The following is a 13,805-nucleotide window of genomic DNA, read 5'->3' on the forward strand; positions in this document are numbered from 1 at the left end:
AGTGTAATTTGTTTCATAGGGCTATGATGATCCCATTTGGGACAAAATCAAGCATTTTCAATGATCACGGGTATACAACAACTTACCACTCAGACAGAACAAGATGACACGGTATTTGTGTTCACCTCTGGCGGCGTAATAAGTACTGCTATTATGCAGGTTTTATCAATACCAGAAATCCAGTTCTTTAATATCAATAAACAATTAGTTAATTGCAGCGTGACTCAATTACAGCTAAAACAACAACGATTAAGCTTAATCACTATGAATGAGCATAGTTTTTTTGGTGGTGAACAGCGACATTTACACAGTTTGATTTAATAATTAAATCACCTAGAGTTTTATTTACCCAGAGCCATAAAGATTAAAGACAATCACTATATAAATAACGATTATAAAATAAAAAGAGCAGATGATGAAACGGACAAATATATTGATAACAGGGGCGAGTTCGGGTTTAGGGCGCGGCATGGCAATTGAATTTGCCAAGCAAGACTATAATTTAGCCTTGTGCGCCAGACGAATGGACCGCCTTGAACAATTAAAACAAGAACTATTGGCCATTAACCCTAATATCAAGGTGTTAATTAAGTCCCTTGATGTGAACAACCACCCACAAGTCTTTGATGTGTTTAGTCAGTTTAAACAAGAGTTAGGACAACTGGACCGTGTTATCGTTAATGCAGGTATGGGCAAAGGGGCTTCAATTGGGACGGGTTTTTTTGAAGCCAACTTACAAACGGCGCAAACCAACTTTATTGCCGCTATTGCCCAATGTGAAGCCGCAATGGCTATATTCCGTGAACAAAATAATGGCCACCTAGTGACCATGTCATCCATCAGTGCAGTACGTGGTTTTAGACGTGCCATGACCGTTTACGCCGCCACCAAAGCAGCCTTAACCTCATTGTCTGAAGGTATGCGCATTGATGTTATGGATACCCCAATAAGAGTCACTTGTGTTCATCCCGGTTTCATTCGCAGTGAAATTAACCAGAAAGTGAAGACAGTCCCCTTTATTGTCGACACTGAGACGGGTTGTAAAGCCTTGGTAAAGGCCATCCAAAAAGAAAAGGCTAATGCCTATGTGCCAAGTTATCCGTGGGCAATGTTACATTGGCTGCTGCGTATTGCTCCGATCAGCATGATCCGTAAAATGAGCTGAGTTTAGCCAAAAATCGCAGCATCGTGATAACAAGCCCAGATGATGCTGCAAAGATTCAATAATTTTCCGAAATCATTAATCAGCACAATGTTAACCCAGTAAAAATGTGAATTAGGTCGCGGATGCGGATCATCATGCTATAACTAGCTTATATATTCATCTGACACTCTCAGTATAATGGCATTATTTTAGCCACTACCAAAAGGCTTATTACACAGCATTAATCCAACACTATTTAGTCAACAAGGCGTAAAAAAACCAGTAAATTGTTTTGGTAGTCTACCGATACGCAAGCTCACTGAGTAATAGATGACAGATATAACATCGAATTTAGTATTGGTCATACAAAAACACTCTGATTTAATAACCAATAAATCAGTCTGCTATCAAATGATGATCCTAAATCCGCCACAATTGATTATCAATAGAGCGAGACTAAAATTTGATGCTGAATAGAATATATTGGCGGCAGTTTATGTTATTCATAATAGGCGGGGGTAATTAACGTGCCTATTAGTATTCATCCCATAATGGATCAAGATTAATGAAGGGAGCGCAAAGGGCACTATCAGCTCAAGCAACAAGAGCTCATTTTAGATACAATTAAATCTGGCCTAAGTTGCAGAATGTTAGGGCATTACATGTTGGACAAACACATCAATGAACGTGGATTGATGCAACTATTGCAAGGCTATCAAATTAAGTGATTATGATGGCGCTGGTAATGCTATCAATCCAAATAGAAACACAACATCACTATTGAATATATTTGTTGAGACAACAAAAATGAGACTAGGCGAAGAGCCTGTTTGGGAAAGTAATGTAGAGCACGTTGCCATTGAAAATGGTAATTAGCGGTAATAAATTAAACCAATAAACTTAACTATGCAGCGACAACTTGTTTAGCTTTACGCAGTGGATGTAAACGATTATGCATCACTTTTATAGTATCAAATTGCACTAATGATTTATTTTCTGATAACTGACAGTATTGCGATAAAATCATCACGGTTGCAGCTTGTAAGCCATTTTCAACCACTAATCCTAATACTTTAGAGTAGCCACAATTAAGTTGAAATAACTTACCCACATCGCAATAAACACATTCATCACTCACGTCAAAAAACCAAGACTTTGGCATTTGCGATTGTAATAAAAAATGGGCGGCGGTGGCATTTAGTGCGGTTTGTACAATACCTGCATCAGAGATATGTAAAACCTTAGGTAAGGTTTCGAGCATGTTAATATAAAATTTTGCGTGTTCAAGGGTAAATTCCTTAGCCGTTAGTGCATCAGGAATTAATAATTTTGTTTTATATGGGGTTAAGAACTCCATCTCGGAACCTAATGAAATACTTAATTGGTTTAAGCTTTCATTGTATTCCCAATGCCAGTCCTTATTTGGCATTAATAACATGACTATTTACACCTAAATGTTAAACACATATTTATAATAGATTATATTTCACGCAATATCAAAATTTAAATAAAAAATATAACATAAATTTCATAGTGTTAGCGCGATCGAACGATCTAAAATTCGATCGCGGCATGATTTTTGATCAATAACCTAGTATTTTAGATGTTATTTTGTACAGTAAGCCCTAGCGATCTGATCAATCAGTTTAGGTCCTTGATAAATAAAACCCGTGTATATCTGCACCATGACTGAACCCGCGTCAAATTTGGCTAAGGCATCTGCCGCACTATTGATCCCACCCACACCAATGATCGGGATCTTATCTTGCAAATAGATCGATAATTGCTTGATCACTTGAGTTGATAAGTCAGCCAAAGGTTTACCACTTAATCCGCCTGTTTCTTGTGCATTTTTTAAACCGGTAACATTATCTCGGCTTAATGTGGTGTTGGTCGCAATGACACCATCAAACTGATGACTCAACAGTGAATCGGCAATCGCTTTAATTTCGTCTGAGGTCAAGTCAGGAGCAATCTTTAACGCCACAGGTACATATTTACCATGTTTAGCGGCTAACTCAGTTTGTTTGGCTTTAATTGAACTTAATAAGTCATCAAGTAACTCACCGTATTGCATTGAACGTAAACCTGGGGTGTTAGGAGAAGAAATATTAACGGCAATATAACTGGCATATTGATAAACCTTTTCCATGCAGATCAGGTAGTCATCTTTACCCTGTTCTACTGGTGTATCTTTGTTTTTACCTATATTCACACCAACCATAATGTCAGACTTCTTAGCCATCATATTACGAACCAGATTGTCGACACCTTTATTATTAAAGCCCATACGATTAATAATCCCTTTGGCAGGTTTTAATCGAAACAAACGTGGTTGATCATTACCCGCTTGCGGACGTGGCGTTACCGTCCCGACTTCAATATGGCCAAAGCCCATAGCATGAAAAGCATCAATTGACTCGCCATCTTTATCCATACCTGCAGCTAAACCAACAGGGTTAGGAAAAGTGAGTCCCATACAGGTTACTGGAGCCGTTTTAACCTGTTGACGATAAAAACAATTTAACGGATTGTTTCCGGTAATTTTCAAACTGCCAATCGCTAGATTATGAGCTAACTCAGGGTCCATCTGAAACATTACTTTTTGTGCAAGTTTGTAAAACATGTTTTCTCCTAGACCTAAAAAAAACCCCAGCAATCGCCAGGGTTTATTCACATTATAAAAACTACTTCTGACTTTCGCAATGCAAAATCAGTAAGTTCAGTTCTCGTAAGGCGACTGAGAACTTCGCAAATTCATGAGTTTGAGAAACCTTAAAATCCGCTAGCATGTGATACCATCTTTCGAGCAAAGACTTATTTTGTTCAATCCATTGATTAATCACACTATCTGCATCACAAGTATCACTACAAGTCCGTAATACTGCAGAGCTTAATGCACGTTGCTGCCAATCAAGTTCTTCTCTGAATGCCGCACGGGCAAGTGCTTGCCAATGGTTAGCAACAGGTTGGGCACTGATTTGTTCTAAGAACCAATGTAACTCAACTTTAGCACCGAGTTTGAAGTAAGTTTCTGATACCAGTTCAACTGACTTATTCTCAATTTGAGCAATTTGTGCAATGTCTAACGCAGAGAATAATGAACTCATTTTCACCGCAACTTCTGCGACGGCTTGAGGAACATTTTCGTTGGTCAGCGCATTAATCTCGGCAGAAATAACGTTCACTTCAGCCGCTATCATATATTGATCGACATTGGTTTTAAGCTGTTCAAACACGGGCTTAAAGAACGCAACGGTTTGATCAATATTATGAGCGCGATTACGATGACGGATAAACCAACGACACGCACGGCGCATATTACGACGTAACTGATGTAACATTTCACCCTGCACTACTGCAGGTATTACGCCATTCAAATCACTAATTGAAGCGGTTAACTCGTCAAGGCCAAAGATTTCTCGAGCCATAGTATAACAAATCGCCGCTTCAGCAACTGTTGCACCGGTCTCATCTTGCATACGTTGCACAAAATTAAAGCCCATATCATTAACCAATTCATTGGCTAAAGATGTTGCAATAATTTCACCTCGTAAAGGATGCGCGGTCATTTTGTCAGCGTATTTTGCTTGTAACTTTTTAGGGAAATAAGCGACGAGCAACTTACTTAAAAAAGCATCTTCAGTGATTTCAGGCGTCACTAATTGCTCTTTAAGTACCATCTTAGCGTACGCGACTAATACCGATATTTCAGGACGAGTTAACGCTCGGCCATTGGCTAAACGTTCAGCTAAATCGTCATCTGTTGGTAAAAATTCAAGTGCACGATCAAGCTTGCCATCTTTTTCAAGATACTGAATAAAGCGAATTTGTTCTTTCAACTGCGACACACCATCGACTTGTGTCACTGAAATAGTACGGGTTTGACTTTTACAATCTTGGATCACAATCTCGCTGACTTCATCGGTCATGTCTTGAAGTAAACGGTTACGCTGTTTAACGGTTAACTCACCTTCAGCCACTAAGGTGTTTAAGAAAATCTTAATGTTAACTTCGTTATCGGAACAATCTACACCGCCAACATTATCCACAAAGTCAGTGTTCATGCGGCCACCATTAGCGCAATATTCAATACGGCCTAATTGAGTGCAACCTAAGTTACCGCCTTCACCAATAATTTTGGCACGAACTTCTTTACTATTAACCCGTAAAGTATCATTAGCACGGTCGCCGACTTCAGAATGCGATTCTTTGCTCGATTTAACATAGGTACCGATCCCCCCGTTCCAAATCAAATCTACTGGCATTTTCAGTAGTTCTTTCATTAGTTCACTTGGGGTCATGGCGTCTTTGTCAGTGTCTAACATTCGCTTGATTTCTGGCGTCAATTTAATTGACTTGGCAGCACGTAGGAATATCCCACCGCCTTTAGATATCAGTTTCGCGTTGTAGTCTTCCCAGCTTGAGCGAGGTAACACAAACAAACGCTGACGCTCAGCATAGCTTTCTGCAATCTTTGGCGTAGGGTCAATAAAGATGTGCATATGGTTAAATGCAGCAACCAATTGAGTTTGTTCCGATAACAACATGCCGTTACCAAATACGTCACCCGCCATATCACCAATGGCGACACAGCTAAAGGGTGTAGTTTGACAATCTACGCCTATCTCACGGAAATGACGCTTCACTGATTCCCATGCACCACGGGCAGTAATACCCATTTTCTTGTGGTCATAACCGTTACTGCCACCAGAGGCAAACGCATCACCTAACCAAAAGTCATATTCAATCGCAATCTCGTTAGCAATATCGGAGAAGGTCGCGGTGCCTTTGTCGGCTGCAACAACTAAATAAGCATCATCTTCGTCATGGCGAACAACATCGACTGGCGGAACCACTTCACCGTTTTTAATGTTGTCAGAGATATCTAACAACGCACGGATAAAGATGCGGTAACATTGTTGCCCTTCAGTGAAGAATGCCTCACGGCCCCCCTCGGTTGGCAGTTGCTTACAGACAAAGCCACCTTTTGCACCAACAGGGACAATTACGGTGTTTTTCACTTGTTGTGCTTTTACTAAACCGAGTACTTCGGTACGGAAATCTTCACGACGATCTGACCAACGCAAACCACCACGGGCCACTTTACCTCCGCGCAAATGCACACCTTCAACACGAGGTGAATACACGAAAATCTCAAACTTAGGCAACGGCTTAGGCATTTCTGGGATCAAGATTGGCGAAAACTTAAACGAAAGGTAATCTTTTGCCAGGCCATTTGCAGCCGTTTGGTAGAAGTTGGTACGCATTGTGGCGTTAATTAAATCTAAATAACGACGAATAATGCGGTCATCATCCAAGCTTGAAACATCATCAAGTTGTAGGTTCACTTGTTCAAGGAACTTGCTTAACGTACGGTTTTTTAACTTAGGATTAAACTTACGGATGAACATCTTCACCAATAAGTCCGCTAGTTTAGGATAACGGCTGAAAGTTTCTTCAATGTAAGACTGACTAAATGTCGCATCAATTTGACGCATATATTTAGCATAAGCACGTAAAATAGACACTTCACGACCGCTTAAACCGGTTGACAGCACTATACGATTAAAACCGTCATCTTCCAGTTTCTTTTGCCAAACTTGCAACAATGCCGTTTGGAAACGATCTTGGCTGTCGGCTAGGTTTTCTGTTGCCGCGCCCTGCACTGTCATTAAGAAGTCTAAAATCCAGAATGTCGCACCGTCATTGGTTTTGACTTCATACGGGCGTTCGTTAATCACACGTAAGCCAAAGTTTTCAAGCATTGGCAATACATCGGACAAGTGAATAGGTTCGTCTTTATGGAACAGTTTTAAGCGAACTTTATTGTTGTTTAACGCCGACTCTTGTGGCTGATAGAACAACATGCCTAACTTGTGATCGTCATCCAATGCTTCTAAATGTTGCATATCGACAACAGCAGAGCTAGGTAATACATCATCTTTATAGCTAGGTGGGAACGTATTTAAATAACGTTTGGTTAAGCCAGTACCGGCTTGTTCCCCAACAGTATTATTTAACGCTGTGTGCAATTTATCATCCCACGAGCGAGCAGCTTCAATAAGATTTTTTTCAATGGCAATCACATCAACATCCATATTATTATTATCAACTTTGATAATATAGTGAGTTCGAGCCAAGGTTGACTCTGAGAAATAGGTTGTGAACTCAACATCTTCATTACTCTGGAAATGCTGTGCCAGAATGCGTTGAGTATCTTGACGTAATTTAGTGTTGTAACGATCTTTGGACACATACACTAAACACGATAAGAAACGACCATAACCGTCTTTACGCACGAACAGCTTTAATTTATCGCGGTCTTGCATTTCAAGCACACCATAAGCAATGTCCGATAACTCATCATCTTTCGCTTGAATTAACTCATCGCGAGGTAAGTTCTCAAGGATGTTCATTAACGCTTTGTAATCATGTGAGCGTGGTGCTAGCCCTGAACGGGCCAAGATCCGCTGAACCTTTTCGCGCAGTAATGGGATCTCACGAGGACTCCGGTTATAAAGATTGGAAGCATATAAACCAATGAAGCGATCTTCACCAATGACATTGCCTTTGTTATCGAAGCGTTTAACACCGACATAGTCAACATAAGCCGGACGATGCACACGGCTTTTAGCAGAACTTTTGGTGAGAACGAGTAAGCTTTCATCTAATGCCTCTTTACGAGCAGAATCAGATAAACTTGAGAGTAATAAACCACGCTCACTGTGTGAGGTTTTTGAACGGTTCATTAGTCCTAAGCTAGATTCAATATTAGGAACAAGCTCAACATCGCCTTCAACGCGTTTTAAATCATAATAACGGTAGCCAAGCAAAGTAAAATGGTGGTTGTTCAAATAGTTCAAGAAATCAATCGACTCTTGAAGTTCAGCTTTCTCACCAGGAAACGGACGTGAAGGTAATTGCTTAATAGTCTCGGTTAATGTAGCAGACATTAATTGCCAATCATTGACCGATGCAGTGACATCAGCAAGTACTGTTTGTATTTCTTTTTCGATGGCCTTAATGTCAGCATCACTATTTTGCTTGTCAATTTCGACCAAGAATACCGCCACATTATTGCTACCATCTGTCGCGTCATTCACAAATGACACATCTGTCACCTTGTTATTACCACGCACGACCGCTAATGGCGTATGCAACATCACATGAGCTGTGATGCCCATTCGATTTAACGCCATTGAGAGCGAGTCAACCAAGAAAGGCATATCAAGTTGGATAACCTCAATAATGCTATGAGTTGACTGCCAACCATGTTTGGCTTGGCTAGGATTAAATACACGAATGTGTGTTTTGTCCTGTGCCGTTTTATTCAGTGCATTCCAAAGGCTCACTACGGCACCATACAAATCACTGTCATTACGGGCATTGAGATCGTCTTTTGACATTTGGGCATAGAGGCAGTTAGCAAATTGCTCAACTTGTTTGGCTTGAGAATGAGGGATTTTTGTGTAAATTAAATTGACTACATTTTCCAGTAGTACTGAAGGCATTGCATCTTTCAAGGCCATGGTGCAGATTCCTTAAGCGTCTATGGCAGCGCTCTTATAATTATATGGATGTTTCGGCTTGTTGATTCTGTCGGTCCGAGTCATTTTGTGTATATCACGTCAATAACCGTTTTGTTTAACAAAAGAAACTCATATCTGAGATCTTGTGCAAAGTTTATTACTAAATTGCTGCTATATCGAGGAAAATTTTAGTGGTACATCCTCTATAAATTTAGTAGACAGCATAGATTAGTGTTTAAAATGACATTTAAGTCGTTTGCATAGCGTAACTATGCAAAATAAAAAAGGGAGCTAAGCTCCCTTTTTTATTTAATCATATGTTTTAGCTACTTTTTTCGCCAAAACATAGCTGAAAGTGCTGGTAGAATAATAATTGCTCCTAACATATTCACTAAAAACATAAATGTAAGCAAAATTCCCATATCCATTTGGAACTTAAGGTCTGAGAAGAACCAAGTACTCACTCCAATGGCTAACGTCAAGCCGGTAAAGATAACCGCACTGCCGCGCTCAACTAATGCTTCAAAATACGCTTGTTGCACCGGCATGCCATTACTGAGTTTATTGGACATCGTCGACAAGATATAAATACCGTAATCGACACCAATACCTACACCCAGTGCAATAACGGGTAAGGTACTGACCGCTAGACCAATATCAAGCATTGTCATTAACGCTTGCGCTAATGTCGATACCACATAAAGCGGGATAATCACCGCAATAGTCGCTTTGAGTGATTTAAAGCTAATTAAGCACAATACAAACACGGCACCGTAAACATATAACATCATGGGTAGCTGAGCTTCGCTCACGGCTTCATTTGTGGCCGCCATGACACCTACTGGACCTGATGCCAGCTTAAATTGTAGTGTGTCAGAGTTAAGCTGTGCGGCAACGGCCTTGACTTTATTAACCACAACCTCAATGGTTTCAGCTTTGTGATCGGTTAAGAACAAGTACACTGGCATCACTGAACAATTACCATTGAGCAAACCTGACGTTGTTGGCACTTGGCCAACAGCCTGCACTAAACTCGCGGTGGTACGAGGTAAAATTTCCCAACGCGGATTACCTTCGTTAAACCCAGCATTCACTTTTTTCGCAATCGACGCCAAACTCGCCGTTGACTCAACCCCAGGTGTATTAGCTACCATCCACTCAAATTGATCAATTTGACTTAACACGGAATGATACGTACAAGCCTCAGGTTTGGCTTCTACAATCACTGACATTACATCGGTTGTAATCGAAAAGTGTTTGGTAATAAAGAAGGTATCTTGGTTATAACGTGAATCTTGATGCAGTGCAGGTGCCCCACCCTGTAAATCACCAATTTTCATTTTTGAAGCTTGCTGAAAACCAACCACATAGAGTATGGCTGTCAAAATCAATACCACTACAGCATATTTAGGGGTAGCAAACTTAGACAGTCCACGCCACATTTTTTCGATTTTTTGACGTTTCTGTGGCTTATCTTGTTTAACCGGTAATTCAAAATATGAAATCACCAAAGGTAACAAAATAAGGTTGGTTAAAATAATGACTGCTACGCCTAATGATGCAGAAATTGCCAACTCTCGAATAATACCGATATCAATGGCTAGTAAGGTTAAAAAGCCGACCGTATCTGATAATAGCGCAACCCCACCGGGCACTAATAAACTGCGAAAAGCCGATGCAGACGCCGCTTTCGTTGTTTGGCCATCAAGCACACGACGACGTACAGCATTGATCATCTGCACCCCATGGCTGACACCAATGGCAAACACTAAAAATGGCACTAAAATCGACATGGGGTCTAAGCCAAATCCGACCACAGTTAAGAGTCCTAATTGCCAAAATACCGCAACCAAACTACACATTAATGGCAATATGGTTAGCATTATCGATTTTGAGAATAAGTACACCATCACAGCGGTAATGGCAATGGCTATCAAAAAGAACAGCAGAACGCCTTTGGCGCCTTCTGCAACATCCCCTGCCATTTTTGCAAAACCGATGATATGAATCTTAATTTTATCGTTTTCAAACTTGCCACGAAGCTCTTGTTCTAACTGATTAGCAAACGCAATAGTATCAATGGCTTTACCTGTTTGCGGGTCAAACTCCATTAACTGTGCAGATACCATGGCAGAGGTATAATCATTGCCAATGAGTCGGCCAACAATACCGGCTTTTTCGATATTATTACGCACAACGTTAAGACTGTACTCGTCATTACGAAAGTCCGCCGGGATAACCGGACCGCCAGCAAAGCCATCTTCAACGACTTCGGTAAACCGAGTTGAAGGTGAAAAGAGAGACTTAACCTGAGAACGTTCTACGCCCGGAATAAAAAATAATTGATCGTGTACATTTTTCAGTGCATCAAAAAATTCCGGATTGAATATATTGCCACTAGTGTCTTCAACCGCAACCATAATGCTGTTGGCACCACCAAAATCTTTCTGGTGTTTAGTATACGTTTTCATGTAAGTGTGATTGAGAGGGATATTTTTACTAAAAGCCGCATCCATTTTTAATTGGCTGGCTTGATACCCTAAAAAAATAGTAATAAAAATAAACGAAATTATGACCCATTTCCGATTACGGAATAAATGAGATTCAAATCCATTGACCAGTTTTTCTAACATCTTTTCGGCCCTATTATTGTTGTTTTAATTGTCCAATCTAACCCAAGAGTTAGTCAAGCTGGAACAGTCCCTTAGAACCGGCAAACCATAACTGGCCTTTACTGTCTTTGGCAATTGCGACAATATTTTCACCTTGACGTCTGGTAACAATGGTTGCTTTACCATCATCGACAGACAACACAATCCCAGCATTTCCGACTAGGTAAAGGTCATTACTAGGTGTAATAAGTGCGCTATTGATTGATGATTGGACAGGTAAATCCACTTGTTGCCATTCTGATAGACTTAAATCCGACCTAAATACATGACCACGAAGCCCCATTACATAGACATCTTCCCCAACCGAAATGGCATTAAACATTGAGCCATCATAGTCAAAATTGGTTTTTGAGAATGTGTGACCATTATCATCCGATACCGCTACCATGCCCTGCTCACCGACAAGCAACAAGCGATTATCTTGCAAACGAATTAAACGGTTAAAATGAGGTAATAAAAACGATCGCTGAGATAAGTAATAGGCTTCATTTTCGGCTTTAAGGTCATTTAAATAGGATACGTCTTCTTCAAAGAGCAATTCTTGGTGATACTCTTCCAGCCATGTTTTACCGCCATCTGAGGTGCGATAAAATAATCCATACGCACCAACTGCAATACCATCAACAGGGCTGTAGAAACGCACATCCATAAAGGGTTTTTCAATGTCAGCAGATTGCATCTGCACAGACCACGTTAATCCACCGTCTTGGGTGTGAATGATGGTTGCATCATGTCCGACGGCCCAACCTTGTTTCTCATCGAAGAAAAAAACTTTGGTTAACTGAGATAATACTGGAGTTGCAACTTGATGCCATTGATTATTCTCTAAGCGCAATACATTACCGCGTTGGCCTACCGCAACAAGTGTGTCGCCCGCATTGGCAATATCAAGTAATAAAGAGGATTGAGCTAAGGGTTGAATTTGAACAGAAAGAGGATCGAGTTGAGCATCTACTGAAGTAGTAAATAAACATGCACTAATCCCAATCGCCACTACACTGCGAAGCATGTTAAACGTCATACAAACTTCCTTTACAATTTATTATAGGGGCGTAAAACGCCCCTTTTTTTATTTATGGCTAATTAACGAATACCAGCACGTCTTAATGCGTCCGGGGTAAAGTTAGCTTCAGAAAGTGATGCATCAAAATTGTACATACGACCTTCATTGTCTAAACCCATCGCTAAATAACGACGTGATTGAAGATCATGGAAGACTTCTAATGTACTCCACAGAGTAGGCACTTCATAATAATTGATACTATGAGCGACACCGACACGATAAAGTTCATCGCGGTTATCGTATATATCCGTTACAGATATTTGCCAAGAATCTTCGTCAATATAAAACACTCGGGTCTTATAGGTATGGCGCATTCCTTCTTTTAATGTTGCTTTCACTTCCCATACGCGATGCTTTTCATAACGTGCATATTCAGGATTAATATGACCAGGTTTTAAAATTTGGTCGTATTTCAATGCATCTGAATGTAAACGATAATCATTATATGGAATGTAAAGTTCTTTTTTGCCGACTAACTCCCAGTTATATCGCATTGGAGAACCGTTAAACATATCGAAATCATCGGTTGTTCTCAATCCATCGGACACAGTACCTGGCGTATCAAAAGCGACGTTAGGCGCTTTACGAACGCGACGCTGTCCAGTGTTATAGGTCCAAGCTTGGCGTGGTAACGCTTCTTGATCCATGGTTTCTTTTACCAACAACGCAGTACCGGCTAAACGCGCTGGCTGAGTGACCACCTGCTTAAAGTAGAACAAAGTATTCGTTTCTTTAAGTTTGTCTAGGGTCACTTCAGGGCGAGAATATTCAAAGCGAATTGCCTCAGCAGTTTCTACCAATGTATAAGAACCATTAGACATTGGCGCTGCTTGGCTTCGATACGTTTCTACATCAACACCGCGAAAACGTAGAATATGATTCCAAATGACTTCTAGACCGTTAGCAGGGATAGGAAAAGGAACACCGATAGTCGCGCCAGTAATACCGTTGCCTTGAGACACTAACTCAGCTCTGGCAGCGTTGACTTTGGTCGCATCTGAGACATATTGAGGTACTGCAGCAGTACGACGGCTCTCATACACATTCATTTTGTAAGTATCTGGATATACTTCAAATAATTCTTTCTGCCCAGGAGATAAAAACTCAGCATATTGCGCTTTATTTGCATTAGTAATTGTAAATAACGCTTTGTCACTCGGGAAAGGATCTGGATGATGCATGCCCTTAGTGTACCCAGCAATAGGCTTACTAATACCACCACTCCAAGCAGGAATTGAACCATCAGCATTAGCCGCTTTTTCAGCACCCAAGGGCGTTAATGATGTACCCAATTTGTCTGCATCAGCTTGTGATACTTTCGCCAGCGCAGCAGGTGCACTCAGTGCTATCATCACTGCTGCCGATAATATCGTCAGTTTCTTCATTATAATTAT

The 13,805-nt window shown here is 40.6% G+C and carries 8 protein-coding genes; 2 read left to right on the forward strand and 6 right to left on the reverse strand.

The genetic code is table 11. From position 1 onward, the window contains the following. Positions 1-60: 60 nt before the first annotated feature. Positions 61-321: a histidine phosphatase family protein gene (locus AAEZ02_RS18095; RefSeq protein WP_351124306.1), complete on the forward strand. Its 261-nt coding sequence runs from the start codon at positions 61-63 to the stop codon at positions 319-321. A gap of 94 nt (positions 322-415) precedes the next feature. Continuing rightward, complete coding sequence (locus AAEZ02_RS18100; protein WP_351124309.1) at positions 416-1,165, forward strand: SDR family oxidoreductase; 750 nt, start codon at positions 416-418, stop codon at positions 1,163-1,165. A gap of 883 nt (positions 1,166-2,048) precedes the next feature. On the opposite strand, the gene AAEZ02_RS18105 is transcribed toward AAEZ02_RS18100, so the two are convergent. The 6 genes from AAEZ02_RS18105 to AAEZ02_RS18130 form a co-directional block, all read right to left on the reverse strand. Further along, positions 2,049-2,582, reverse strand: a complete 534-nt coding sequence (locus tag AAEZ02_RS18105) for a cell division protein ZapC (RefSeq protein ID WP_101031044.1) — start codon at positions 2,580-2,582, stop codon at positions 2,049-2,051. A 168-nt stretch (positions 2,583-2,750) separates the two neighbouring features. After that, positions 2,751-3,770, reverse strand: coding sequence for a quinone-dependent dihydroorotate dehydrogenase (gene pyrD, locus AAEZ02_RS18110; protein WP_351124312.1), 1,020 nt, complete (start codon positions 3,768-3,770; stop codon positions 2,751-2,753). A 61-nt stretch (positions 3,771-3,831) separates the two neighbouring features. Beyond that, complete coding sequence (locus AAEZ02_RS18115; RefSeq protein WP_351124315.1) at positions 3,832-8,676, reverse strand: NAD-glutamate dehydrogenase; 4,845 nt, start codon at positions 8,674-8,676, stop codon at positions 3,832-3,834. Positions 8,677-9,002: 326 nt separating this feature from the next. Further along, complete coding sequence (locus AAEZ02_RS18120) at positions 9,003-11,309, reverse strand: efflux RND transporter permease subunit (protein WP_124013026.1); 2,307 nt, start codon at positions 11,307-11,309, stop codon at positions 9,003-9,005. A gap of 49 nt (positions 11,310-11,358) precedes the next feature. Continuing rightward, complete coding sequence (locus tag AAEZ02_RS18125) at positions 11,359-12,369, reverse strand: WD40/YVTN/BNR-like repeat-containing protein (RefSeq protein WP_124013025.1); 1,011 nt, start codon at positions 12,367-12,369, stop codon at positions 11,359-11,361. Between the two features lie 62 nt (positions 12,370-12,431). Next, the gene (locus AAEZ02_RS18130) at positions 12,432-13,796 is read right to left on the reverse strand and encodes a DUF1329 domain-containing protein (protein ID WP_124013024.1); all 1,365 of its coding nucleotides are present in this window, start codon (positions 13,794-13,796) and stop codon (positions 12,432-12,434) included. Between the last annotated feature and the right edge of the window lie 9 nt (positions 13,797-13,805).

The sequence above is a fragment of the Shewanella sp. T24-MNA-CIBAN-0130 genome (assembly GCF_040310185.1).
GTDB lineage: Bacteria > Pseudomonadota > Gammaproteobacteria > Enterobacterales > Shewanellaceae > Shewanella > Shewanella psychromarinicola.